The sequence below is a fragment of the Photobacterium ganghwense genome (genome assembly GCF_017329545.1).
GTDB classification, from domain to species: Bacteria; Pseudomonadota; Gammaproteobacteria; order Enterobacterales; family Vibrionaceae; genus Photobacterium; species Photobacterium ganghwense.
Genome location: NZ_CP071325.1, coordinates 2811437 through 2837007 on the forward strand (window position 1 = coordinate 2811437; position 25571 = coordinate 2837007).

The 25571-nt window shown below is 53.7% G+C and carries 20 protein-coding genes; 8 read left to right on the forward strand and 12 right to left on the reverse strand.

Translation table 11 applies throughout. From position 1 onward, the window contains the following. The first annotated feature begins 69 nt into the window (after positions 1-69). Positions 70-1599 (forward strand): bifunctional GNAT family N-acetyltransferase/carbon-nitrogen hydrolase family protein, encoded by a 1530-nt coding sequence (locus tag FH974_RS12770; RefSeq protein ID WP_047886533.1) that lies wholly within the window; start codon positions 70-72, stop codon positions 1597-1599. Between the two features lie 90 nt (positions 1600-1689). On the opposite strand, the gene FH974_RS12775 is transcribed toward FH974_RS12770, so the two are convergent. Beyond that, on the reverse strand, positions 1690-2580 hold the full coding sequence (locus FH974_RS12775) for a LysR substrate-binding domain-containing protein (RefSeq protein WP_047886532.1): 891 nt from the start codon (positions 2578-2580) through the stop codon (positions 1690-1692). 214 nt (positions 2581-2794) lie between these two features. On the opposite strand from FH974_RS12775, the gene FH974_RS12780 reads away from it, so the two are divergent. The 4 genes from FH974_RS12780 (at position 2795) to yjjX (ending at position 7018) form a co-directional block, all read left to right on the forward strand. Continuing rightward, complete coding sequence (locus tag FH974_RS12780) at positions 2795-4249, forward strand: YbfB/YjiJ family MFS transporter (RefSeq protein WP_207103327.1); 1455 nt, start codon at positions 2795-2797, stop codon at positions 4247-4249. A gap of 34 nt (positions 4250-4283) precedes the next feature. Further along, positions 4284-4874, forward strand: a complete 591-nt coding sequence (locus FH974_RS12785; protein WP_047886531.1) for a glutathione S-transferase family protein — start codon at positions 4284-4286, stop codon at positions 4872-4874. 798 nt (positions 4875-5672) lie between these two features. Further along, positions 5673-6311: a helix-turn-helix domain-containing protein gene (locus FH974_RS12790; RefSeq protein WP_047886530.1), complete on the forward strand. Its 639-nt coding sequence runs from the start codon at positions 5673-5675 to the stop codon at positions 6309-6311. A 179-nt stretch (positions 6312-6490) separates the two neighbouring features. Further along, positions 6491-7018: an inosine/xanthosine triphosphatase gene (gene yjjX / locus FH974_RS12795; RefSeq protein WP_047886529.1), complete on the forward strand. Its 528-nt coding sequence runs from the start codon at positions 6491-6493 to the stop codon at positions 7016-7018. Positions 7019-7136: 118 nt separating this feature from the next. Here yjjX and trpR read toward each other — a convergent pair whose 3' ends face one another. Further along, positions 7137-7454, reverse strand: coding sequence for a trp operon repressor (gene trpR, locus FH974_RS12800; RefSeq protein ID WP_047886528.1), 318 nt, complete (start codon positions 7452-7454; stop codon positions 7137-7139). An 89-nt stretch (positions 7455-7543) separates the two neighbouring features. Then, positions 7544-9475 carry a murein transglycosylase gene (gene sltY / locus FH974_RS12805; protein ID WP_047886527.1) on the reverse strand — a complete coding sequence of 644 codons (1932 nt, stop codon included), beginning with the start codon at positions 9473-9475 and terminating at the stop codon, positions 7544-7546. Positions 9476-9879: 404 nt separating this feature from the next. Between sltY and ettA the strand changes: the two genes are divergently transcribed. Further along, the gene (gene ettA / locus FH974_RS12810; protein WP_047886526.1) at positions 9880-11547 is read left to right on the forward strand and encodes an energy-dependent translational throttle protein EttA; all 1668 of its coding nucleotides are present in this window, start codon (positions 9880-9882) and stop codon (positions 11545-11547) included. Positions 11548-11674: 127 nt separating this feature from the next. Here ettA and radA read toward each other — a convergent pair whose 3' ends face one another. Next, complete coding sequence (gene radA / locus FH974_RS12815) at positions 11675-13063, reverse strand: DNA repair protein RadA (RefSeq protein WP_047886525.1); 1389 nt, start codon at positions 13061-13063, stop codon at positions 11675-11677. A 145-nt stretch (positions 13064-13208) separates the two neighbouring features. Here radA and FH974_RS12820 point away from each other — a divergent pair, with 145 nt between their 5' ends. Further along, positions 13209-15569: a PilZ domain-containing protein gene (locus FH974_RS12820; protein WP_047886524.1), complete on the forward strand. Its 2361-nt coding sequence runs from the start codon at positions 13209-13211 to the stop codon at positions 15567-15569. Positions 15570-15763: 194 nt separating this feature from the next. Here FH974_RS12820 and serB read toward each other — a convergent pair whose 3' ends face one another. Then, positions 15764-16714: a phosphoserine phosphatase gene (gene serB / locus FH974_RS12825; protein ID WP_242551832.1), complete on the reverse strand. Its 951-nt coding sequence runs from the start codon at positions 16712-16714 to the stop codon at positions 15764-15766. A 169-nt stretch (positions 16715-16883) separates the two neighbouring features. On the opposite strand from serB, the gene FH974_RS12830 reads away from it, so the two are divergent. Next, complete coding sequence (locus FH974_RS12830; RefSeq protein ID WP_207103328.1) at positions 16884-17495, forward strand: YtjB family periplasmic protein; 612 nt, start codon at positions 16884-16886, stop codon at positions 17493-17495. Between the two features lie 167 nt (positions 17496-17662). On the opposite strand, the gene deoD is transcribed toward FH974_RS12830, so the two are convergent. The 7 genes from deoD to FH974_RS12865 all read right to left on the reverse strand — a co-directional run bounded on the left by deoD (position 17663) and on the right by FH974_RS12865 (position 25490). Next, positions 17663-18388 carry a purine-nucleoside phosphorylase gene (gene deoD, locus FH974_RS12835; protein ID WP_047886521.1) on the reverse strand — a complete coding sequence of 242 codons (726 nt, stop codon included), beginning with the start codon at positions 18386-18388 and terminating at the stop codon, positions 17663-17665. 150 nt (positions 18389-18538) lie between these two features. Then, complete coding sequence (locus FH974_RS12840; protein WP_047886623.1) at positions 18539-19759, reverse strand: phosphopentomutase; 1221 nt, start codon at positions 19757-19759, stop codon at positions 18539-18541. Positions 19760-19770: 11 nt separating this feature from the next. Further along, entirely contained in the window at positions 19771-21102 is a 1332-nt protein-coding gene (gene deoA, locus FH974_RS12845; RefSeq protein ID WP_047886520.1) for a thymidine phosphorylase, read from the reverse strand. Positions 21103-21334: 232 nt separating this feature from the next. Further along, positions 21335-22108, reverse strand: a complete 774-nt coding sequence (deoC, locus tag FH974_RS12850) for a deoxyribose-phosphate aldolase (protein ID WP_047886519.1) — start codon at positions 22106-22108, stop codon at positions 21335-21337. A 447-nt stretch (positions 22109-22555) separates the two neighbouring features. Continuing rightward, on the reverse strand, positions 22556-22726 hold the full coding sequence (locus FH974_RS12855; protein WP_047886518.1) for a XapX domain-containing protein: 171 nt from the start codon (positions 22724-22726) through the stop codon (positions 22556-22558). 485 nt (positions 22727-23211) lie between these two features. Further along, positions 23212-24477, reverse strand: a complete 1266-nt coding sequence (locus FH974_RS12860) for a NupC/NupG family nucleoside CNT transporter (protein ID WP_047886517.1) — start codon at positions 24475-24477, stop codon at positions 23212-23214. A 221-nt stretch (positions 24478-24698) separates the two neighbouring features. After that, positions 24699-25490, reverse strand: a complete 792-nt coding sequence (locus FH974_RS12865) for a TatD family hydrolase (protein ID WP_207103329.1) — start codon at positions 25488-25490, stop codon at positions 24699-24701. Between the last annotated feature and the right edge of the window lie 81 nt (positions 25491-25571).

Consider the following 25571-nt stretch of genomic DNA (forward strand, 5'->3'; position numbering starts at 1 on the left):
GCGCGACCTTGAATTCAGCTGCTGGCTTGTCCAATATGGGGAAAGAGCAGCCAAATAAGGAGCAAATTGATGAGGACATCCACGCCACGATTGAACCTACGAGTCATTGAAAAAAGCGACTATCCGGAGCTGGCGGCGCTGATGGACTTAGTCTTCCATGATGTGGGGGGATCCTGGCCCAGAATGACGATAATGGATCTGATCCATCAGTTTCCCGACGGTCAGATCTGTATTGAGGATGATGGCAAAATCATTGGTGCCGCCCTTACTATCAAAGTCGATTACAACCGCTTTTCCCTCCCCCATGTTTACACCGATATCATCAACGAAAACAATGTTATCCAGCATCAACCCAGTGGTGATGCCCTGTACGGGCTGGATGTGTTCGTGCATCCGGATTACCGCGGGCTGCGACTGGGTCGCCGACTGTATGAAGCCCGCAAAGAGCTGTGTCGCAATGACAACCTGAAAGCGATTCTGGCCGGTGGCCGGATTCCGGGCTATCACAAACATGCCAGTTCGATGAAAGTGACCGAATACATTGAAAAGGTCAAACGCCGCGAGCTGCATGATCCAATCCTGTCTTTCCAGCTTTCGAACGACTTTGATGTCAAACGGATCATGCGCCATTACCTGCCGGAAGATGACAGCTCATGCGGCTATGCCACCCTGCTGGAGTGGGATAACTTTTTCTACGAGGAAGACATTGATTCAGTTCACGATATCGATAAGACCCTGATTCGAATCGGCATTGTCCAGTGGCAGATGCGTGCCGTACGCAGCGTTGATGACCTGATTGATCAGGCTGAGTTTTTTGTCTCGTCGCTGTCGAACTACAAGGCAGACTTTGCCCTGTTCCCGGAATTTTTTAATGCCCCGCTGATGGGACTGCGCCGCGAGCAGAACTCGGTCGAGGCCATCCGCTTCCTTGCCTCGTTTACCGAAGTCATCAAGCAACGTTTTGCCGAGCTGGCCATTACTTACAACATCAATATTATTGCCGGGAGTATGCCGGAGCTGCGTGATGGCATGCTTTATAACGTTTCTTACCTGCTGCATCGGGACGGAACAATCGACGAGCAGGATAAAATCCACATCACCCCACACGAAAAGCGCGATTGGGTAATCGACGGCGGCAATCAGGTGAAAGTGTTCGATACCGATGCCGGACGGGTTGGGATCCTGATCTGTTACGACAGCGAGTTTCCGGAGCTGGGACGAATGCTGGCCGAGCAAAACGTGCAGATTATCTTTGTCCCCTTCTGGACCGATACCAAAAACGGCTATCAGCGGGTAAGGCTCTGCGCCCAGGCCCGGGCCATTGAAAACGAATGCTATGTTGCGATCGGCGGCAGCGTCGGCAACCTGCCGCGCGTGGATAACGTCGATATTCAGTACGCTCAGTCCGCGGTGTTCTCACCCTCGGATATTTATTTCCCCCATGACGCCACCATTGCCGAAGCCAGTCCGAATACGGAGATGATCATTTTTGCTGATGTGGATCTGGATAAACTCAAGCAGCTCAATACCGAAGGCTCGGTGACCAATTTACGCCACCGCCGCCTGGATTTGTATGGGGGATTTACCCAGCCTAAGTAACAGCAAGCACGCGAATCTGACCACGCACTGCCATGACGCTGAGCCTCAATATTGGCTCAGCGTTTATATTGGTGCTGTTCTCGGTCAAGTTTAAACAGGCTCAGCGGTTTGGCCGGTAACAGCCTGTGAGGCCAGCAGAGCATCGAATGCATGCAGAGCCGGAGTCCAGGCATCTTGCGCGGTGGCAACAAAGCAGGTTTCCACCACAGCCAGTGGATTGGGGAGCGGGTAACTGTGCAAGGCAAACCGCCCACGATGCGCGTCAACCACCGCCAGTGGCAACACAGCATACCCCATTCCGGCCGCGACACAGCCCAAAATCGCATCCAGCGTGCCGAATTCCACGATTCTGGCTGCCGGAATCCCGTGCTGAGCCAGCAGCAATTCGGTTTTCTGCCGGTAACTGCAGCCCTGACGAAAGGCAATAAAGGTCGAGGTCATAAGTTTTTCCGGCGAGGGGAACGCCGTCAGCGCAGATGATGAGACCAGCACCAGTTGCTCCCGAAACACCGGTACCGCCACCAGCTGGGAATGTCCAACCGGACCGGCGACAAACGCACAATCCAGCTCACCGGCCAGCAACTTTTGCAACAGGGTGGCGGTCGGGCCGCTTTCCAGGTGCAGGTGCACGTCCGGCACCGCAGCATGGTAAGCCGCCAGCACCGACGGCAAACGAATGGCCAGGGTGGTTTCCATCGCCCCCAGACGTAAGCTGCCGCTGGGTTTCCCCTGTCCCCGCAAGGCGGCCACGGCTTCATCATGCGTAGTCAGCATCTTCCGGGCATAATCAAGTAACGCATACCCGGCGGGGGTCGGCGCTGAACGCCCCTGACGCTGGATCAACTGAACCCCCAGCTCCTGCTCCAGCTTTTTAATGTGGGAAGTAATATTTGATTGCACAGTGTGCAGGCGTTCCGCCGCCGCAACAAAGCTGCCAGTTTCCACCACCATCGCGAACATTTTGAGAGATTTCAGCTGCATGTCGTCCTCCCTGTTTCCTGCCATCCTTGTTTTTTTATCTGAGTCATAGCGATAGCGCTTGTTGATAAAGACTATTTTTTTGATAAAGACTGGCTTTTTGATAAAAACTAAGTTGTCAGAAGCGAACCCAACTGCACCACAGCCCAAGTCACTATCTCTTTTACAGATACATAGCATCACAATGAATCATTTTTAGTCAATGGAAAATCCTGCCATGCTGATTCTGCAACAGCCTAAAACCGTTAAGGAATATCAGGCGCTGGATATAGAGGCTCAGGATAAACACATAGCACTCAAGCAGGAAGCGAGTGCTCTCGATGCCCCAAAAGTGGCATCCCCGGACAAACAGGACAGGATCATGCATCGCAGGCACACAGACCATCAGGACAATCACAGGCAACAGAAAACGGCGGCTATATTGGTTGGTATGACCGCGACCCTTATTGGCGTCGGCCTTGCCCGCTTTGCCTATACCCCGTTGATCCCCGCAATGATTGAAGCCAGTTGGTTCACCGCCAGTCAGGCAACCCAACTGGCTGCTGCGAATTTGCTGGGCTACCTGCTCGGTGCCGTCGGGGCGCACCGCCTGACCCGCATCATCAAGGTGCCATGGGTCATTGGCGGTTCGCTGCTGGTGATCATTCTGAGCTTTTTGCTGTGCGCACAACCCGCGTCTTTCGGCTGGTTTTATCTCTGGCGGTTGCTCTCCGGGCTGGCGGGCGCGCTGTTGATGGTATGCGGCCCCTCTCTGGCGCTGGCGCTGTTGCCGGTTTCACAGCGTCATCTCGGCTCCACATGCATCTTTATGGGCATCGGGCTGGGAATCGTGCTGTCCGCCGTCTTGCTCCCGCCCATGCTGGCACACGCCCTGACGCTGACCTGGCAAGGACTGACCGGACTGGCGGTGCTGTGTGGCCTGCTTAACTTGTGGGGACTGTGCCACCTTCGCCCTTCTGCGACAACTCAGCAACCATCCTCCGCCACACACAATGCAACGCCTGCCGCGGCGGCGATCCGCCTGGTTATTCTGGCTTATGCCCTTGATGCGGCGGGTTTCATCCCTCACACCCTGTTCTGGGTCGATTATCTCAGCCGGGAAATAATGCTGGGTACCACCAAAGCTGCGTTTTACTGGGGAGCATTGGGCATCGGCGCAGTCGCGGGGCCAATAGTGGCCGGTATCCTGTCTCGCACACTGGGCTGGAACCGCGCCCTGTTAATGGCATTTGGCCTTAAAACGGCCGCGGTTTTGCTTCCGGCATTCAGCCAGACTGGTTGGGTATTGTGGCTCTCTGCGGCCGGTGTCGGCGCGATGATCCCTGGCATCGTCGCCCTGACGGCAGGGCGGCTGGCCGAACTGGCTCACGTTGATCAGCATCAGCGAAACTGGGGAATGGCTACCGCGGCCTTTGCCGGCATGCAAGCGCTGGCCGGATTCAGCTTCGCAGCCTGTTACGCCTGGCTGGGGACCTATCAGCCCTTTTTTACCGTCGCCGGACTGTTACTGGGAGGAGGAACCCTTTGTGTGCTGCTGGCTGGCCGCCGGATGCAGCCTGGTCAGAAAGAGGTAGATCAATTGCAGCCAACTGCACCATACCACCGCGCCCAAAAAGAAACGGTAAAACAGCAAGAAACTGCAGCCCCGGCTTTACATAAAGAGACCCGATAATGCATCGCGCCGTCGACACAACAAGGAGTGTGAAATGAAACTGTACCTGAACGCCACATCGCCTTACGCCAGAGTGGTCCGTATTGCCTTGCTGGAAAAGCAACTGGAAGACATCTGCACCTTGGTCTGGGTGGATCCGTGGGCCTCACCGGACGTACTTCTGGCGGTCAACCCTGGGGCAAAAGTGCCGGTATTAGAAATCTCGCCCCACCTCGCGGTTTCTGAAACCTTACTGATCCTCGATTATCTGGAAGCCCACTATCCAGCAATTGCGCTTTATCCGGATCGAGCCCAAACCCTGCACTGGCTGGGACTGGGTCAGGGACTGATTGACGCTGCCTTTGCGACCGTCATCAGCCGAAAACATGAGACCGAGTCCGCCTCATCACTGCTGTCTCAGCGGCGGTTACAGGCCATCGAGCGTCTGTTAGCCGCATTAGATCAGGACTTACCGGCGCCGGCAGACCATTCCATCACAATCAGCCATATCATGGTCACCGTCGCCCTGGATTACCTAGCCTTTCGGCTACCGGATATACAGTGGCAACCGCAATATCCGGCACTGGCTCAGTGGTATCACGAGATATTGGCACGGGAGAGTTTTTGCCAGACTACCTTTAGCTAAAAACAGCGGAAAAGAAATAAGCCGGAGACGATAAATCGCCGATCCGGCATTTCGCCGATGGTATTTCGTTTAGGTCGTGTTGCTCTTCTTGCATCATTATGGCTGTGATGTGGTTTTATCTGGGTGCATACGTATTTCCCGTAATGTTTTCGACGCGCTTTACCATAAAAGCGTTTCCGAAATACTTTCTACGTTACTTGCATCGCCACTAACTCAGGTTGATTTTTACAACCAGCTCACTATTCCCAATTTCACCCCAGATAAAAACGGAATTAAAAATATTGTTTCCTAACCAAAGTCATCACGGCTAATTCTCTCAACCGTGTCAGTATTGCTACAGCGCATAATTTATCAACACAACACTCAATAAAGGTATCGATTACATGATAACAATAGCTTAACTTTATTGATGCCATAAAAAACACTAACCAATTAGTCAGTTATCGCACCATATTCACCAATGCGCTTACCCATACAACAAAACACACCAAAAACCTTACCATTCATATAGTTATAGCATTGGCAAGCAAAACGGTCACTAATGACTCATTACACTGTTTCGCTCATCTCACTGACAAAAGTGAGGAAAATCACACTCAGTGGTCGGATAAGCGCTTAATTCAATTCTAAAATTTTGTGCCATTTTTTTCCCATCCAGGAAATTTGTGATATTCCCATGACGAAACCTATCGCATTTTCTATACCCAATAGCTCCTTTTTTTTCTGTTATTAGTAAAATCAATATGACTTTTAAGAATGAATTTCTATTTTGTATTTTTAAGCAGGAAGCTAGTGAGCATGGAATATTTAGAGAGAATTAAGCGCCTTGCCAAAATTCAGGGGATAAGTCAGAAACAACTGGGTGAAGCCCTGGAACTTCAGCAAGGCACCATGAGCCGTAAGTTATCCGGTAAATACGGGATTGAAGTCCGTGAACTGGAAAAAATTGCCGAAGCACTGAATACCTCAATCAGTTATCTGCTAACCGGTCAGGTTGATACCGGCACACAAGCCACCACCACCATTAGTAATGGCAGCGATTACGGGACAACCAGCACTTATATTCCCATTATCCATCGCAAAGATTTTATGTCATTCCGCAACGGGGCCACGGTCGATGTCGTCAGCAAACGCGCGATTCCGCAGCATCTGGTGCGTGAAGACTGCCTCGGCCTGGTAGTGGATAATGAAAACATTGCGCAATGTGCGCCGGTCGGCAGCTACGCGCTGGCCACCAAGAAAGCACCTTACCGCCCGAAACAGCCGGTATTTGCCTCGGTTCGCGGCAGTGAGCCGGATTTTTACCACATGACTCAGCTGGCCGACGGGGTGGTATTTTCAACCTCTCAACCGGATTTCCCGAATCTGTTCGTCAATAACGGAGAATTCCAGATCCACGGCTACATCATTCAGTCCGATTGGTCTTACGACCGCTAAGGCTGCCACAGCACGCATTTGACCGGTGCTGTGTCTTCTCCTCCTACGCTCCTCCTGGCGCAGCCCATCCGGGCTGCCCGGTGGACGTGGTTCCCCTTGAGGTGACAAACCGCCTCGGCCGCGTACAATAAAGCCATACATTCACCTTCCCTTAAGAATAAAGGTTAGCAAGAGCCGGTATGTCCAAGATTATTGTCGCATCGACCAACCCAGCCAAAATCGCCGCGGTGGAGCAAGCCTTTGAACAGGCCTTTCCAGCCAGACTGTTTGAGTTTGAAGGCATCAGTGTCGCCAGTGGCGTGCGCGACCAACCAATGACCGCCGATGAAACCCTGCAGGGCGCCCGCAACCGGGTCACCAATGCCCGTCAGGCTGTCCCGGATGCCGATTACTACGTAGGCCTGGAAGCCGGACTGGACGGAAACCTGACCTTTGCCTGGATGGTGATTGAAAGCGGCCAGCGTCGCGGTGAAGCCCGCTCGGCGTCTCTGCCATTGCCTCCGGCGGCACTGGAAAAACTGCATCAGGGTCAAGAGTTGGGTGATGTGATGGATGACATGTTCAACCAGACCAACATCAAACAGAAAGGTGGAGCAATTGCGATGCTGACCAATCACATGCTGAGCCGCAGCTCGGTCTATCATCAGGCGCTGCTGCTGGCGCTGATCCCGTTTCTGAACCCGGCATTGTTTCCGGCAGAAGATTAACGGCGCATAAACGGAATTCCCCCGAAATAACGGCTTCATGTTCAGCGAATAAAAAAATCCCCCTCAGCCCGACGGCTGAAGGGGATTGGGTCAGATTTGGCTTGTCAGAATAGCAAAATTACTGATTCGGACGCTGCTGATCCAGCAAGGCTGCCAGCCAGGCTTTGGTGGCTTCATCGTGATGCTTGAGCTCATTGGAGCCTCGGGTGATAGTTGCCACCCCTACCCCCAGCAGTTCACTGATCTTACGCTGACTGCGCTCACCATTGAGCAGTTCATGCAGAATATTCACCCGGGATAACAGCACCGAACGCTCATCAGGGGTTAACAGGAGTTTGAGCATGACATCGTCTTTCTGCTCAGTTGCAGCCTGACGTAAAATCTCGACCACCTGTTGCCACTCAGTGAATTCCGGCGTTTCTTGGATATTCGACATGTCATCCTCGTTTGATGTACTCGTTACCGAGTACTGATTCTATCCCGTTCCGCGTTATCCACCTAGCCCAAAAATCACAATCCGGCAGCTTAGTACTTGGCCGCCAGCTCATTTTTGGTCAACAACGGTGTTTTCACCCCGGTCAGGTTACCGTAGTAAATTTCAAACATCAGGATGTTCTGCACGTACGTCCGGGTTTCATTGAACGGAATTGCTTCAATAAACGCGTAAGCATCCAACTGGCCGTTGGTGCCTGCCCGCCAGCGATCAACCCGCCCCGGACCGGCGTTATAACCAGCAAAGGCAAAAATACGGTTATTATCGAATCGCTCCAGCATCATTTTCAGATACCCGCTGCCCAGACGGATATTCACCCCGGGATCAAACAGGCTATTCTGGCCTTCATAGTTGCGCCCCAGCTTTTTCGCAGTTTCCCGCGCCGTTGCCGGCATCAACTGCATCAGTCCCCGCGCCCCGACCGGTGATACCGCTTCGCTGTTAAGCGCACTTTCCTGACGGGCCAGCGCCATCATGGTCGTGGTCGACAGTTCACGTTTCTTGCTGAAGAAATCAAACCACCACTTATGGGCCACCGGGAAGCGCAGCTCAATGTACTCCCATAATTGGCCGGAAATCGTGGCCTGCACCGCGAGGTGATGCCATTTATTCACCGCCGCATACTGGGCCAGCGCAACAATGTCGTCGTTGTTCAGTCCCTGCAGCAGGTAATACCATTCACGGTTGGCAGCCAGCAGTTTGTCGAGCGCAATCAGCTCTCGGATTCGGGTCAGGGTCTCCGCATATTTTTTGGTAACAGCCGGATTACTGCTGGCCGACTTCACCGGGTACTCAATCGGTTTGCCCAGCACAGTAGCCGCTGCGGCACTGTAGAAATCGCGCTGTCCCAGAATCTCGGTGTATTTTTCCTGCGCCAGTTTGCGGTTACCAGCCTGCTCAGCCAACCGCGCCTGCCAGAAAGTCCAGCGGGTGGTTTTCTTGGCGTCCTCAGGCAGACGTTTGACCCAAACCGACACTTCCTGCCAACGGTTTTCCCGCATAGCCTGACGAATACGGCGCTCCAGCAGGGGAATATTGGTGCTCTTGGCCAACATCTGATCGCGCCATACCTGCAGCTCGGCATCTTCCGTACCGATCAGCCGACTGGCGGTATAATCAGCCAGCGCCTGTTTGGTCTCAGCCTTAAAATGCTGCCCTTCCACCGTACGAGGATACTGTTTGATCGCCTCACGAATATCATCCCGCACCAGTTTTTTGTACGTCAGCTCGGTCAGTGTCTGGTTGAACGGCGTCACTTTGCTGCGTTTGGCAAAATCCGCTACGCCCTGCGGTTTATCGTACAGATCCAGCATCTGCTGGCCCTGGGCCTGCCCGTTTTTGCTCAGCAGCTTATTCAGGTATTTCAGACGACTACGGCTGCCTTCGGCATACACCAGCAGCATCCGTTCAAGCACCTTCTCATCCGTACGCAACCCGGCCTGCTGCCAGTTGTCCAGCAGCGAATCACAGGCTTTGTGGGTCGAGCTGCCGGTTAGCCAGAGAGACTCCGCGCCCTGCCAGGCCTCTTTTTTGTTCCCTTTCTGGCTCTGGGCATAGTAATAGTGACAGCGCAGTGACAGGCTGCGCGGCGGTAACGGCTGCACCGACAGAAACTCCTGCCAGCGCTCAGCATCCGCCAAGTGACCCAGATAGCGAACCTGTACCGTATCGCTGAACGGCAGGCTCTTGTATTTCTGGATAAAGGCATCAACGTCAGCCGGAGACTTTCCGGCCAGCGACTGAGTAAAATCACGGTATTCCAGATACGGCGTCAACGGATAATCATCCAGTTTTTTACGCAGTGCCTGATAGGCCGCCTGGTCTTTTTCATCCAACGCAACCTGAGCCTGCTCATACCATTCCCGCTGCTGTTCCAGCGTGGCAGCCTGAACCGGTGACAGCAGCATTAGCCCAAGGCCGGCAACCCAGCCAGACCAGAATTTGTTATTTAACTTGCAATGCACAGCATCATCCCATTGTTAACTTTCATGCCGGTGGAAATTGATTGTCAGCACTCTACTTGAACATTGTGGCGCTAAAACCACAATGGCTGACGAGGAAGTCGGGACCCACTTCACACCCGAGCTTCCCAGAACTAGCACAGCTTGGTGATCGGCTCATGACAGAGGCCTGTATTGAGCTTACTCGTTCCTGCGCATTTTTTCCGGCGACTTCTTGCCGCCCCCGAAACGGTCAATGCGCCACTCTAACTGCAAACGAAGTGATAACCAGCATTTTGATGTGATCTGCGGCAGTGAGTTCCGTTTAATAACGGGTATTAACCACTAATTATGAACATTGCTGTTAAACTTATGTCCAGAACAGGTAAAATACCCCTTTTCATTGAGTTTAGAGATCGCAAACGGATATGGCTGAATACGTCTATACCATGTCGCGCGTAGGCAAAATCGTCCCGCCTAAGCGCCAAATACTGAAAGATATTTCCCTAAGCTTCTTCCCTGGCGCCAAGATCGGTGTCCTGGGCCTGAACGGTTCCGGTAAATCAACTCTGCTGCGCATCATGGCGGGTATCGATACCGATATCGAAGGTGAAGCGCGTCCGCAACCGGGCCTGAATGTCGGCTACCTGCCGCAGGAGCCAGTACTGGACGAAGAAAAAACCGTCCGCGAAGTGGTTGAAGAAGCCGTGGGCGATGTGAAGCACGCCCTGACCCGTCTGGACGCTGTGTACGCCGCGTACGCCGAGCCGGATGCGGACTTCGACGCTCTGGCCAAAGAGCAAGGCGAGCTGGAAGCACTGATCGCCGCGAAAGACGGTCACAACCTGGACAACCAACTGGAGCGTGCGGCCGATGCCCTGCGCCTGCCGGAATGGGATGCCAAAGTCAAACACCTGTCGGGTGGTGAGCGCCGCCGTGTGGCAATCTGTCGCCTGCTGCTGGAAAAACCAGACATGCTGCTGCTAGACGAACCAACCAACCACTTGGATGCCGAATCCGTGGCTTGGCTAGAGCACTTCCTGGTCGATTACAGTGGTACTGTTGTGGCTATCACGCACGACCGTTACTTCCTGGATAACGCTGCCGGCTGGATTCTGGAACTTGACCGTGGTGAAGGTATTCCATGGGAAGGTAACTACACCTCATGGCTGGAGCAGAAAGATGCCCGTCTGAAGCAGGAAGCCTCTCAGGAGAAAGCCCGCCAGAAGACCATCGAGAAAGAGCTGGAATGGGTTCGCCAGAATCCAAAAGGCCGTCAGGCGAAATCAAAAGCGCGTATGGCTCGCTTCGAAGAGCTGAACAACACCGAACACCAGCGTCGTAACGAAACCAACGAACTGTTCATCCCGCCGGGTGAGCGTCTGGGTGAGAAGGTTATCGAGGTACAGAACCTGACCAAGTCATTCGGTGACCGCGTTCTGATCGACGATCTGTCTTTCAGCGTGCCTAAGGGTGCTATCGTGGGCATCATCGGTGCCAACGGTGCCGGTAAATCGACCCTGTTCAAGATGCTGAGCGGCACTGAGCAGCCGGATTCAGGCTCTATCGAGCTGGGCGAAACCGTGAAACTGGCATCGGTTGAACAGTTCCGTGACAGCATGAACGACAACAACACGGTTTACCAGGAGATCTCGGAAGGTTCGGATATTATCCGTATCAACAACTTCGAGCTGCAATCCCGTGCTTACGTGTCACGCTTTAACTTCAAAGGCAGCGACCAGCAGAAGCGCATCGGGGAACTGTCCGGGGGTGAGCGTAACCGTGTTCACCTGGCAAAACTGCTGAAAGCCGGCGGCAACGTACTGCTGCTCGATGAACCAACCAACGACCTGGACGTAGAAACACTGCGCGCCCTGGAAGAGGCCCTGCTGGAATTCCCTGGCTGTGCCATGGTGATCTCGCACGACCGTTGGTTCCTGGACCGTATCGCGACCCACATTCTGGACTACCGTGATGAAGGTCAGGTGAACTTCTTCGAAGGTAACTACACCGAATACACCGACTGGCTGAAGAAAACGCTGGGTGCGCAGGCTGCAGAGCCACACCGCATCAAGTACAAGCGTATTGCGAAGTAACCCTGAGCAATATGGCGTAGCCAAACTAAAAAAACCGGGCACTGAGCCCGGTTTTTTATTGCTGTTATTACTGCTTATGTGATGTATGCGCCACTTAGTGCTCGCCAGCAAGCTTTAGCCACACTCTTTAGCCACACACGCGATCAAACGCAGTCAGGGCTTCCTGCAAATCTTCGACCGGGATAATTTCAATCCCCGGCACCTGACGGCTGGCATTAGCTCTCGGCACAATCGCCCGGGTAAAACCCTGTTTGGCCGCTTCGCGGATACGCTCGACTCCATTGGCCGCCGGACGAATATCGGCATTCAGGCCAATCTCCCCGAAGACCAGCACATCCTGCGGGATCGGGGCATTTTTAAAGCTTGAGAAAATCGCCAGCAGCACCGCCAAATCCGCAGACGTCTCATCCACCTTGATCCCGCCGACACAGTTCACAAAAATGTCCATGTCCGACAGCATCACCCCGCCATGGCGGGCCAGAACGGCAATCGACATCGCCAGGCGGTTCGAGTCATAGCCGACCGTCAGCCGACGCGGGTTTTCCGTCACGGACTGGTTGCACAGCGCCTGAATTTCCACCAGCAACGGACGCGTCCCTTCCCACAATGTGGTACACGCCGAACCAGCGTGATTCTTGTTCGAGCGGCTGAGGAAAATCGCCGACGGGTTCTTGACCTGCTTCATCCCGGTTTCCGTCATGGCAAAGAAGCAGGACTCGGAATCGGCCCCGAAACGGTTCTTTGAGGTCCGCAACACCCGGAATTTTTCATCGGCCGTAGAAGACAGCGCGAACAACCCGTCGACAATGTGGATCAGCTGCATCGGGCCGGCCACATTCGAGTCTTTATTGATGTGACCCACGATCATAAAAGTGACCCCTTCGGTTTTGGCAAACCGGGTCAACGCCGCCGCCGATTCCTTCACCTGGCTCGGGCTGCCGGCCGCCGAATCGTTATGGGCAACAGTCATAGTCTGGATCGAGTCAATGATCACAAACTCCGCTTTTTGTGCGGTGATATGGTTGAGCACCTGCTCAACAGAGGTTTCAGCCACTACGCTGATCTTATCAAGGTGATCGATACCCAGACGTTTGGCGCGCTGGGAGATCTGGTGAATCGACTCTTCCCCGGACACGTACAACGCTGACTTGGTTGCCGCCACCGCGCCGATGCTTTGCAGAAGCAGCGTTGACTTACCGGCTCCCGGGTCGCCGCACAGCAACAGCACGGAACCCGGCACGATACCACCGCCAAACACCCGATCCAGCTCAGACACGCCCGAGCTGTAGCGCGGCAGATCCTTGCTTTCGACTTCCGACAGCTTCTGGACTTTGGTCGAGCTGCCAGCATAGCTACTGGTGCCTGCTGCGGCAGCCCCGCCAACGGCAGCACGGGTTTTCGGTATGGTAAACTCCGTTATCGTATTCCATGCGGCACACGCGCTACACTGCCCCTGCCAGCGGGGGAAATCGGCTCCACAGTCGCTACAGACATAAGCACGCTTGGTTTTAGCCATGTATCACCTTGAAAATTGTATAAACTCACAGTATCCCCGAAGAGATCTGCTTTATGTAAAAAATCGGGCCGAGCGTTGATCACTGACTCAGTTTTTAGGGCAAAATACCGATAATAAACGAAGAGGTTAATAATAAAAAAGAACTATGTTGCTTGATGCTTACAAAGGACTGATCGAACAGCTGATTCCCGCTTATGACAGCGAAGACTTTGACAATGTCTTCCAAATGATGACTGATGGCGAGGACGGACCGACCAAGCTGCAGATAAAAATGGAGCTGCACCGGCTGATGACACCATGTCGTCAGGCCGTTGATCTGCGAGGCAGGGTGAAGGGGGAATGTCGCCCGTACGAACTGCACGGTATTCAGCACTGGCTGGATGACGTTGCCATTAACACCTACCATAAACGCATTAACGCTTACGGTGGTAAGTTCCGGGTTGGCCTGTATGAAGCGCTGATGAACACCCGCAACAATTTCCGGGTGATGCACCAACAAGGCAAACTGCAACCCAGCCCGGTTCCCGACGTGGCGGTATCGCAGCGCGATACCCAGTTTGATGCGCCGCTGATCCGGTTTGGCCATTACCTGACCCGCAATGAAAACCGCCTGAAAATAGCGACTCCGGTAACTCTTGAGCTGCCGCTCGGTCAAATGATTCATGGCTTTACCGCCGACCTGTCCTATTCCGGTGCCCGCTTTAAAGTACCGGCGGCGTTCAACTATCACCTGGGGATGGACATTACCGCCCGTTTTCCCAAACTGGCTGACGTGCTCAATGACGATAAGCTGAATCAGGGTGTAGCCTACCGGATCCTCGGGGTTGATGAAAACCCCGACAACGACAGTTACAAGTGGCTGCGCCTCAAAGTGGTTGGCGACAACCAGATTCTGCGAACAGCCATAGACCACAGCCTGCATCGCTCCCAGAGCCGCCTGCGCCAGAATCATGACGACAAGGTGATTCAGGTACGCACCCGAGGCTATGAACATTGCTTTCTCAAGCACAGCGGAGCGATGCCGTTGTTTTTTGCCGGCTCGGAACTGAAATACAGCCTGCTGACTCAGCATAACCGCCACCTGTGGGAACGCTGGCACGATGAACGCAATCAGCCGATGCTGAACCATCTGCTGTCTGAGCCCCGCATCGCCAGTTTAGGCAAATCCGGCCTGAAACAGTCCAGCACCCTGATTTACGGCTTCAGCCACCAGCATGACAACAAAACCTATTTTTACTCGGCCGCCATTCCGGAGATGGACAGTGAGCAGCGACGGCTGTTCTGGCACATCGGTGCCCAACGCGACAGCTGGCAGGTGATGCGCCTGACCCTGCAATCGATCGAAAAAGACGATCTTGACTGGCTGAAAGACATCGCACCGGACATGGCCGAGCAGCTCAGTACCCTGACGCACATCGGGCTGCTGCAGGATCTGACCAACCCGCTTTCCCGTCAGGATTACCGGTTGTCGGTCAAACCCAGTCTGCCGGGCAAAGCGCTGCAGGCATTTCGCCACCCACGTAATCCCGTCGCCTCAGCCAGGGCTATCTATTTTGACCCTAAGCCCCAGCGCAGTGAAGACCGCTATTTGTTTGAAACGCCGGTTGAGTTCCAGCTCGACGATCAGCCGATACAACCGGCTGTCAGCATCGATTTTTCCACCCGCGGCCTGAACCTGCGCCTGCCTGCCCCGGTTGTTGCCAAGCGGGGCGATGATGTCGCGATCTCATTCCCGCAGCTGCAAAAACTTGATCGCAATGCGCCGCTGTACAACATTCCGTACAAGATCGTCCGAATCAGCCCTGATCACTGCAATATCCAGCTGACCACCGGCAGCGGTGCCCAGGCAGCCAAAAGCGAGCACTTCCTGCGCAAGCTGATCCAGCACAACGAGAACCGACTGGTGATCGAGGAAGAACAGCTCCCACAAGGGGAGCTGCTGATGGCGATGCACAAACTGCTGCTGACCCGGCTGTGCAGTATTCCGTATTTCGCGGAGAAGGTGGATCACAAAGTCCGGCTGAAAGCGATCGGCTGCAATTTCCCGCCACCGCCGTTGATCCGGCTGTTTCACCAGACCACCGGCGGCAACGGTTATTCACTGGAGCCGCTCTTTCGCAACCGAATCAAACGTATGCTGGCAGAAACCATGCGTCCGGTTGAGATTCGCCAGCCGCACATCCATGAGTTGTATCTGCACATTGAGCGCGACGGCGACAAACTGCTGCGCCTCAAGAGCAAGCTGCTGGACGAGTTCGACAGTGTTGATGATCGGATCCAGTTCATCAAACAGGCGCGCCATTACGGGGAATTTATGGCTGTCAGGGTGACTGCGGTACCGGTTCTGAGTCCGATGACTGCCCTGATCGGCAAAGAGCTCGGCGAGCTGGCCCGCTTAACGCTGCACCGGGCAAGGGCACTGGAAGAAGAGCTTAGCGCCCTGATTGGCTGCGGGGAGTTGCTGGATATCACCGATGAGGTGCTGATTCGGCTGGAAATTCAGTAAGCCAGTCGGGCTGGCTGCTCATACGACGGCTCAAAAAACAGGCCACAAAACAGATCACCGCGCCATTCATACAGCAACACAAAGCAGGGACTCACGAATCATAAACTCAAGAACCTGGAACTCACGAACCAGGAACTCCCAAAAAAGCGGGGCGCATCCGACGGAGGCGCCCCGCTTTTTTCGTTCAGCCGTGATTACCAGTTAAGCTGCTGCGGCAACAATGACGCTGACAACAGGCAGATCACCGCCCCGAGATCGGCAAATCGCACAGCGACCGGCGCTTCAGCTTCCACCTTTGGCTTGGCATGGTAAGCCACGCCCAGCCCGGCAGCATTGATCATCGCCAGATCATTGGCACCATCACCGATAGCGACCGTGTTGTGCAATGGAATGTCATGCTGTGCGGCCAGAGTACGCAAAATTTCCGCTTTCTTCTGGGCATCCACCACGTCACCCAATACCTGCCCGGTCAGCTTGCCCTCAATGATTTCCAGAGTATTAGACTGTGCATGTTCCAGCTCCAGCGTGTCTTTCAGATAATCCGAGAAATAGGTAAATCCGCCGGAGGCAATCGCCACTTTCCAGCCAAAGTGGTGCAAGCTGGCTACCAGCTCCGGCAATTCCGGCATCAGGGGCAAGCGCTCGCGTACAGCCGCCAGAATGGAGGCATCAGCCCCAGTCAGGGTTGCCACCCGCTCACGCAGGCTCTGTTCAAAGTCCAGCTCGCCCTGCATGGCCCGCTCGGTTACCTCGGCGACTTGCTCACCAACACCGGCCAGCACCGCAATTTCATCGATACACTCAATCTGAATCGCGGTCGAGTCCATGTCCATCACCAGCAGCCCCGGTTCACGCAGCACCGGCAGATCCCGCAGGTCAGCAATGTCGACTTTCTGGGCGACCACCGCTTGCTCCAGCAGCAATGAATACGGGTTATCAAGCAGCAGGCAGTCGTACTCCCCAACCTTCCAGGCGGCGGTCACATTCAGCGGCTCTTCGTAGGCAGCTTCAATGTTGTCGATCACCTCGCCGTACAGGCCCTGACCATAAATCAGGGTGGAAGAGCGCTGGCGATCCAAATTGGTGGCCGTCGCCACTGACGGGAAACGCTTGAGTAAAGTGGTGTGTTTTCGAATATTAAGCACTGGCAATACATCCGTGTTAAAGTAAACGTCTGGGTACACGTTACCCCATAGCAAATTACCTGGGCAACCCCCCATATGAAGATTGCATCACGGGAACCATCGTGTCAGAGGTGCTGTGACGCTAAAAGCACCGCTATAACCACTATGGTATCTAAGGTACTGTGAAACCATGAAATTGAAAAAATCACGCTTTCAACGCGCCTGGCAGCTCTTTGTGGTGTTCAGTTGTCTGGCCGCTCTGTTCACCATGCTGGAATACGGTTCGGATCTGACCAAACGTAACTACCGCGCCCTGAGCGAGCAGACCCAGCAACTTTCGCGTCTGGCGATTCGTCAGGCCGCCGAAACGGCTTCGCTCAATCTGGTTGAGAAAAACCATGATCCGCTTCAGGCACTGGCCGAGCAGCTGTCGCGCGAGCCGCTGATCCTTGATGCCACCATCTACGATCTGGAAGGCGTCACACTGGCCCAGACCGAAGATGCCATGCCGCTGGAGCAGGTCACCGGATTGTCCACCCCGTTATCGGTCGCCAGTATCGGCCGTCAACAACTGGTTGAGCCGGTAATGAACCAGGATCAGGTGGTCGGTTATATCCGCATCACGCTGGAGCACGATCAGCTGTTGGCTGATACCCTGAAGAATATTGATTATGTCACCAATGTGATTCGCGGGTTGATCATTGCCGCGCTGGCGATTGGTTTTCTGCTCGCCTTCACCTTTGGCCGTCGCAAAGACATCTGGCACTTTCCGTTTTTGCTGAACGCCAACAAGCCGGAATAAGTCAGCTGTTGATTGCTTGTCGATGGCCGTTTCTGCTCGCTAACACAGTAACGGTTTCCTCCCTGACATAGCCGCCCTGGTTCAACCATACTGACCCCACAACCTGCCCCACAACAAAAAAGGGCTTGCCAATCGGCAAGCCCTTTTTGCTGTCATCCCGTGAGCGATTATGCGTCTTCCGCATCGCCCAGCAGTACCGACTCCAGCGCGATTTCAATCATCTCGTTGAAAGTCAGCTGACGCTCTTCCGACGTCGTCGCCTCACCACGCAGGATGTGGTCAGACACTGTACAGATAGTTACGGCTTTCGCGCCGTATTCTGCCGCCAGACCGTAAATACCGGCCGCTTCCATTTCCACACCCACAATGCCGTATTTCTTCATGGTTTCGAAGAAGTCAAAGTCCGGGTTGTAGAACAGGTCTGCCGAGAAGATGTTCCCCACCTTCACGTCGATACCTTTGGCTTTAGCTGCCTGAACCGCGTTTTGTACCATGCCGTAATCCGCCAGTGCGGCAAAATCGTGGCCACCAAAGCGAATACGGTTCACTTTTGAGTCCGTTGATGCGCCCATACCGATCACAACATCACGCAGGTTTACGTCATCACGCACTGCACCGCAGCTGCCCACGCGAATGATCTTCTTCACACCGAAGTCTTTAACCAGCTCAGTCGCGTAGATAGAACAAGACGGGATACCCATACCGTGGCCCATCACTGAAATCTTGCGGCCTTTGTACGTACCGGTGAAACCGTACATATTGCGTACGTTACACACTTCTTTGGCATCGTCCAGGAAGGTCTCTGCGATGTATTTCGCACGCAGTGGGTCACCCGGCATCAGTACTACGTCAGCAAAATCGCCCATTTCAGCATTAATGTGAGGAGTCGCCATTATTGATTCCTTAATATTTTCTGTGGGTTGGACAGGATAACTTCCGGTTTTCCAACCCCAATGTATACGAGTCTTTCAACGGCTGTTTCGATCTAGGACAAATATAGACCGAAACCGCCGGAGTGTGAGTCAATTCGTGATCTGCAAGGCTTACAGGAACGACTTACCGTATTCCATGTCAGAGATACCAAAATGTTCCGCCAGTGACTGACCGATGTCAGCGAACGTTTCGCGGCGGCCCAGAGATCCCGGTTTAACTTTAGGACCGGCAACCAGTACAGGGATATGCTCACGCGTGTGGTCTGTACCCGGCCAAGTTGGGTCACAGCCGTGGTCAGCCGTGATGATCAGCACGTCATCTTCCTGTAGCATCGCCAGAATTTCAGGCAGACGCTCATCGAAGTATTCCAGTGCCGCAGCATAACCTGCCACATCACGACGGTGGCCGTAGGCTGAGTCAAAATCAACAAAGTTGGTGAAGACGATGCTGTTGTCACCAGCGGTTTTGATTTCTTCAACAGTGGCTTCAAACAGCGCCGGAATACCGGTCGCTTTCACTTTCTTGGTAATCCCGCAGCCGGCATAGATATCGGAAATCTTACCGATAGAGATCACTTCGCCGCCCTTTTCATCCACCAGCTTCTGCAGCACAGTGGCCGATGGTGGTTCAACAGACAGGTCACGACGGTTACCGGTACGCTCAAACTGGCCTTTACCCGGACCAATGAACGGACGGGCAATAACACGGCCGATGTTGTAGTCTTCCAGCTCTTCACGCACGATCTGACACAGTGCCAGCAGGTTATCCAGGCCATATGTTTCTTCGTGGCAGGCAATCTGGAACACAGAGTCCGCCGAGGTATAAAAAATTGGCTTACCGGTCTTCATGTGTTCTTCGCCAAGATCGTCCAGTACCTGTGTACCCGATGCGTGGCAGTTACCCAGGTAACCTGGCAGGTTCGCACGCTCTACGATGCGGTCCAGCAGTTCCGGCGGGAAGCTGTTGCTGTGGTCGGTAAAGTAGCCCCAGTCAAACAGTACCGGCACACCGGCAATTTCCCAGTGACCAGACGGGGTGTCTTTACCGGACGACAGTTCTTTGGCGTGGCCATAGGCACCGGTAATTTCCGCGTTCGGATCCAGACCTTCCGGGAAATAACCTGAAGACTCCTCACAGGCTTTACCCAGTCCCAGCTTGTTCAGGTTAGGCAGTTTCAGCGCGCCGCTGCGTACGCCGTTGTCGGCTTCGCCACGGGCGCAGGCCTGTGCAATGTGGCCCAGGGTATTGGCACCCACATCCCCAAATTGCACAGCATCTTCAGTGGCACCTACACCAAATGAATCAAGTACCAGGATAATAGAACGTTTCATTTTGAACTCCATTAAACATCTTCCGGGCGAACACGGCGGTAGACAACAGGCGTTGGCTCCGGCTTGTCGTCGCTAATCGTTATGCTGGCGCGAACGGCTTTCGCGGCTTCTTCCCACTGGGCTTCGTTTCGGGCGTGAATCACTGCCAGTGGAGTATCGGCATCAGCCACATCACCAAGGCGAATCATGTCACTCAGACCCACGGCATAGTCGATGGTATCTGCCGCAACCCGGCGACCGCCGCCCATGCCGACCACGGCCATACCCAAACCACGGGTATCCATAGCAAATACGTAACCGCTCTTCTCGGCAAAGACTGGCTTGGCAATCTCTGCCTTTTCCAGGTACGCGTCGTAGTTATCCATGAAGTCAGCCGGACCACCCAGCCCTGCCACCATTTTACCGAAACGCTTGGCGGCTTCGCCGTTGTCCAGCACGGCCTGCAGTTTCTCGGTCGCCTGATCAAGATCAGCCGCTAAGCCACTGTTTACCAACATTTCAGCACACAATGCCATGGTCACTTCAAATAAGCGAGGATTGCGGTATTCACCGTTCAGGAATTGCACGGCTTCGCGGACTTCGAGTGCATTACCGGCAGTCGATGCCAGCACTTGGTTCATGTCGGTCAGCAGCGCGGTGGTTTTCGTACCGGCGCCGTTGGCCACTGCCACAATAGACTTCGCCAGCTCTTCAGAGGCGTCATAGGTTGGCATGAAAGCGCCGGAGCCGACTTTGACATCCATGACCAGCGAACCCAGGCCCGCGGCCAGTTTTTTCGACAGAATCGATGCTGTGATCAGGGAAATATTATCCACGGTCGCCGTCACGTCACGGGTCGCGTACACCCGCTTATCCGCCGGAGCCAGATCACCGGTCTGGCCGATAATCGCGACACCTGCGTCTTTGGTAACCTGACCGAACACATCGTTGTTTGGTGAGATATCGTAGCCAGGGATCGATTCCAGCTTATCCAGCGTACCACCGGTGTGACCCAGGCCACGGCCGGAAATCATCGGGACGTAACCGCCACAGGCTGCCACCATAGGGCCCAGCATCAGGGAAGTAACATCGCCCACCCCGCCGGTCGAGTGCTTGTCGACAATCGGGCCGTCAAAGTTCATGTGGCTCCAGTCAATCACCATGCCGGAATCACGCATTGCACAGGTCAGGGCAACACGCTCAGCCATGGTCATGTCATTGAAGTACACCGCCATTGCAAAGGCTGCAATCTGGCCTTCAGATACGGTGTCTTTGGCAATGCCCTGGACAAAAAAGTTAATTTCGTCAGCGGTCAGCTCGATGTTGTCACGTTTCTTGCGGATAATTTCTTGTGGTAAATACATGGTATTTCCCCAGTCAGAGTCTTATGTAGGGTCAGATCCTTTACCGCATCGCCAACCACACAAGCTATTCAGGCTGGCACACATTCAACTGTCAGGATCGATTTTCAGGCGAAGAGAAGCCGCCTCTTCCTGACACACAGGTTCAGCGAGGAACCAGGCAGTAAAGAGTCACAATTCAGATGGTTTGTTGACCAAAAAGTAAGGTGGCACTGCGCCACCTTACCTGGAAAGATTAGTAGCCGCCTTCAGCCGCTTTTTCGCCTTCACCCAAGGTGTGCAGCAAGTTAGCCAGCAGGCTTGATGCGCCAAAGCGGTAGTGCATGTTGTCTGCCCACTCAGCGCCAAGAATACGGTCAGCCATCGCCAGGAATTGCTGGGCATCTTCTGCGGTCCGAACGCCACCTGCAGGCTTAAAGCCAACAGTTTTCTCAACGCCCATGTCTTTAATCACGGTCAGCATGATTTCTGCCGCTTCCGGCGTCGCGTTTACTGCCACTTTACCGGTGGAGGTTTTGATGAAATCCGCACCAGCGTTGATGGAGATTTCAGAGGCTTTCTTGATCAGCTCAGGCGTTTTCAGTTCACCGGTTTCGATGATCACTTTCAGCAGCACGTCACCACAAGCCGCTTTACACTGTTTCACCAGTTCAAAACCGACTTCTTCGTTACCGGCGATCAGGGCACGGTACGGGAATACCACATCCACTTCATCGGCGCCGTAGGCCACAGCAGCTTTGGTTTCTGCAACGGCGATGTCGATGTCGTCGTTGCCGTGCGGGAAGTTAGTCACTGTCGCTACACGAACATCTGGCGTGCCTTGTTCACGGAGCTGCTTCTTCGCAACTGGGATAAAACGTGGGTAGATACAGACTGCCGCCGTGTTGCCAACAGGGGTCTTGGCGTTCTTACACAATTCGATCACTTTCGCATCAGTGTCGTCATCGTTCAGAGTGGTAAGATCCATTAGTTGTAGTGCACGCAGTGCAGCAGCTTTTAAATCGCTCATGACTATCTCCAGTCCAGTTATGTTCTATCAAGCTTCAGAAACTGTTCCATACGCCTGACGGTTAACGTATGCGCCACCGCCAAACGGCCCGCCTATGCGAACAGTGCTACCCGACTGTTGGTCTGCGACCGCGGGTAATACGGACTTGACTCCTTGAAGACTCAGACCAACGACGCGAGATCGTCAGCCTGATTGCTATCCGTGTCACCGTTACACCGAATCTGGTGCCAGATTCGGCTCACGTTGATGTTGATCAGTCTTATTGATTCATATCTCAATATTTAAGAGACAAACTGAAACAACCGTAATGTGTTTGTGATGGTGCCCTGACATCATACCAAGAGCGCCTGACTGCCACCATGAAAGTTACGTTTCCCAGCGTGGACAATGTGTTTACCCCAAGAATAAACACGCACAACTTTAAGGGTTAAAATTCAGCCCTGGTAGTCAGGAAAAAAACCGCTCCACCAGCCACTGATAGGCAATGCCGCCGATATACACCCCGACGATTCCCATCACGCCGGACAAGACAGGAGGGGCGGGAATGGGCAGCTTAATGGCTGAAAACACAATCCCAACAATAAACCCCGCCAGTAACGCTAAAAGTACTTCACTCATCTTCTTGCTCTCTGTCTAAAACAGCACAAGAAGAAGTGTAGTCTGCCCGGCAACGAATGTAATGCTAGCAAAGGAAATGAGCAGAAACCGGAGCGCAATCGATTTTATGGCACGTCATGGAAACAGCCATTTCGATGTTTACCCTATCTGTTGAACGCCAATACCTTCACACAAGCCCCCACTTGGCCTTGAAACGACAAGCCCTGACAGCACTCGCTGATGATTGCCGGCACCTCAGATTAGGGACGAGTAGAGACAGGTGCATTTCAGAAAATGGCACGCTTTAACGAATCAGGTTCAGAAACAGACGGAGACAATTACAGCCCGAAGGCGGATAACGCTCTGACTGGCGTAATGCCGAAAGCGCTAATGAAGCACAAGCCGTGGGAGGAAACAATGATGGTGAGGTATCACCGGGATGAGAAGGACGGAAAACAAAAACGCCGCAGACAGTGCTGCGGCGTTGTCGGTAATCTGACGGGGAATTACAGTGACATACCCACGAACAGACCAGCGATAGTTGCAGACATCAGGTTAGACAATGTACCTGCAGCAACCGCTTTCATACCGAAGCGTGCGATGTCGTGGCGACGGCTTGGAGCCAGACCACCCAGACCACCCAGCAGGATCGCTACTGAAGACAGGTTAGCGAAGCCACACAGTGCGAAGGAGATAATCGCTTCAGTCTTAGGAGACAGTACCACTTCCGCCCCTTCCGCCAGGTATGGCGCAAAGTTCAGGTAAGCAACGAATTCGTTCACAACCAGTTTCTGGCCGATGAAAGAACCGGCAATAGTGGCTTCTTCCCATGGCACACCAATCAGGAACGCCAGTGGTGAGAACACGTAACCCAGAATCAGTTCCAGCGTCAGCTCAGGCATACCGAACCAACCGCCGATACCACCCAGCATACCGTTGATCAGCGCGATCAGACCGATGAATGCCAGCAGCATCGCACCTACGTTCAGTGCCAGTTGCATACCAGAAGATGCACCCGCTGCCGCAGCATCGATAACGTTAGCAGGCTTATCATCACCCGTTGCCGTTGCATCACTTGCCAGCTGCTCAATTGGCTCTTCAGTTTCAGGCTTGATGATTTTCGCGAACAGCAGACCACCCGGTGCTGCCATGAAAGATGCCGCGATCAGGTATTCCAGAGGAACACCCATTGATGCGTAACCCGCCAGTACACCACCCGCTACAGATGCCAAACCACCACACATAACAGCAAACAGCTCAGACTGAGTCATTTTTGGTACGAACGGACGGATAACCAGAGGCGCTTCCGTTTGACCAACAAAGATGTTAGCTGTTGCAGACATGGATTCCGCACGAGATGTGCCCAGTGCTTTTTGCAGTGCACCACCCAGAATGTTAATTACAACCTGCATGATACCCATGTAGTAAAGCACGCTGATCAGTGCAGAGAAGAACACGATAACAGGCAGAACACGCAGGGCGAAGACAAAGCCACCGCCACCAAATACTTCAAACATTTTGTCTGAAGTCAGGCCACCGAATAGGAAGTTGATACCGTCATTACCGTAGGAAATAACGTTAGCAACCGCGGTTGACATGCCATACAGCACATCACGGCCAACAGGTACATACAGAACAAATGCACCCAGAATAAATTGGATGGCAAATGCACCACCAACAGTACGTAGATTGATAGCTTTGCGGTTATCAGATAACAGCACTGCCAGACCCAGCAGTACCACCATCCCAACCAGGCTCATAAACACGCTCATAGTTTATGGCATCCCTTTAAGTTAAGTTTGGCGTCTCGACAATTCGGCTCAGTTAAGAGTCCGGCGCATTATACTCATGCGGCGCCGGATAAAATAATGCCCGCTTCACAGTTTGCAAGGAAAGAGATAGCAAGCTCAGCAGCAAACGTGAGTGCTATCACAAAACATTAGAGCTTTTACGCAACCGTTAGCGCAATCGTTTTTAAATCTGTGACGCCCGTTCAATGGGGAATATGAAAAAGTTCAGCTGTGGTTAAGGTGATGACTTTTTCGATCTCCTCCCGGGGCTCCGATCGCAGCGTAACCAGCGCATCCATCACCGCAACCAACCGGTCGGGACGATTCGGCTGGCCCTGAAAGCCGGCCACCGGCATATCGGGGGCATCGGTTTCCAGCAACAGTGCCGACAAAGGCAGCTGCGCTATGGCGGCACGCGTTTTCTTTGCTCGCTCATAAGTGATGGTTCCCCCGACTCCGATTTTCAGGCCCAGATCAATCATCTGTCTGGCCTGCTCCAGACTGCCGCTGAAAGCGTGATATACCCCACCGGCGACCGGCGGGATCTGCTTGAGCAGCCTCAACAATTCCGGGTAGGCTTTACGGCAATGCAAAATTACCGGTAAGCCGTAATGGTTCGCCAGCCTGAGCTGGGATGACAGTAACGTAAGCTGTTGATCACGATCGACCTCTGCAATGGCAAAGTCTAGTCCACATTCACCCACCGCTACGCAGTGTGACCGATTTTTTGCTCTCAAAAGTGATTCAGCTTCCAACTCTGCCGCCAGTTGCTGCTCGGCGGCAACGGTATGATCTGCACTGAAAAACGGGTGCAGACCGAGGGCAAAGTACACCCCGTCTTGCTCCGTAGCGAGCTGACGTACCGCCTTCCAGTTGCGCACCCCCACCGCCGGTATCACCAGTTTGTTCACCCCGGCCTGACGCGCCAGCGCCAGATAATGAGCCGGGTCTTCACTAAATGGGGCAAAATCAAAATGGCAATGGCTGTCTATCATCCTGGTGTGCTCCCGCCTGCGGCTGCGAATATCGGCATCGCAGGCCAAAGTACCGGCCAGAGCGTCTCTGGCCAGCGGCTG

Bases quoted from the DNA above. Each gene is read 5' to 3' on its own strand.
- FH974_RS12855 (WP_047886518.1), bottom strand. From the start codon at position 22,726: ATGAGTGAAGTACTTTTAGCGTTACTGGCGGGGTTTATTGTTGGGATT.
- FH974_RS12840 (WP_047886623.1), bottom strand. From the start codon at position 19,759: ATGAAACGTTCTATTATCCTGGTACTTGATTCATTTGGTGTAGGTGCC.
- FH974_RS12775 (WP_047886532.1), bottom strand. From the start codon at position 2,580: ATGCAGCTGAAATCTCTCAAAATGTTCGCGATGGTGGTGGAAACTGGC.
- deoA (WP_047886520.1), bottom strand. From the start codon at position 21,102: ATGTATTTACCACAAGAAATTATCCGCAAGAAACGTGACAACATCGAG.
- deoC (WP_047886519.1), bottom strand. From the start codon at position 22,108: ATGAGCGATTTAAAAGCTGCTGCACTGCGTGCACTACAACTAATGGAT.
- deoD (WP_047886521.1), bottom strand. From the start codon at position 18,388: ATGGCGACTCCTCACATTAATGCTGAAATGGGCGATTTTGCTGACGTA.
- ettA (WP_047886526.1), top strand. From the start codon at position 9,880: ATGGCTGAATACGTCTATACCATGTCGCGCGTAGGCAAAATCGTCCCG.
- FH974_RS12865 (WP_207103329.1), bottom strand. From the start codon at position 25,490: ATGATAGACAGCCATTGCCATTTTGATTTTGCCCCATTTAGTGAAGAC.
- radA (WP_047886525.1), bottom strand. From the start codon at position 13,063: ATGGCTAAAACCAAGCGTGCTTATGTCTGTAGCGACTGTGGAGCCGAT.
- trpR (WP_047886528.1), bottom strand. From the start codon at position 7,454: ATGTCGAATATCCAAGAAACGCCGGAATTCACTGAGTGGCAACAGGTG.
- FH974_RS12770 (WP_047886533.1), top strand. From the start codon at position 70: ATGAGGACATCCACGCCACGATTGAACCTACGAGTCATTGAAAAAAGC.
- FH974_RS12780 (WP_207103327.1), top strand. From the start codon at position 2,795: ATGCTGATTCTGCAACAGCCTAAAACCGTTAAGGAATATCAGGCGCTG.
- FH974_RS12785 (WP_047886531.1), top strand. From the start codon at position 4,284: ATGAAACTGTACCTGAACGCCACATCGCCTTACGCCAGAGTGGTCCGT.
- yjjX (WP_047886529.1), top strand. From the start codon at position 6,491: ATGTCCAAGATTATTGTCGCATCGACCAACCCAGCCAAAATCGCCGCG.
- FH974_RS12820 (WP_047886524.1), top strand. From the start codon at position 13,209: ATGTTGCTTGATGCTTACAAAGGACTGATCGAACAGCTGATTCCCGCT.
- FH974_RS12790 (WP_047886530.1), top strand. From the start codon at position 5,673: ATGGAATATTTAGAGAGAATTAAGCGCCTTGCCAAAATTCAGGGGATA.
- FH974_RS12830 (WP_207103328.1), top strand. From the start codon at position 16,884: ATGAAATTGAAAAAATCACGCTTTCAACGCGCCTGGCAGCTCTTTGTG.
- FH974_RS12860 (WP_047886517.1), bottom strand. From the start codon at position 24,477: ATGAGCGTGTTTATGAGCCTGGTTGGGATGGTGGTACTGCTGGGTCTG.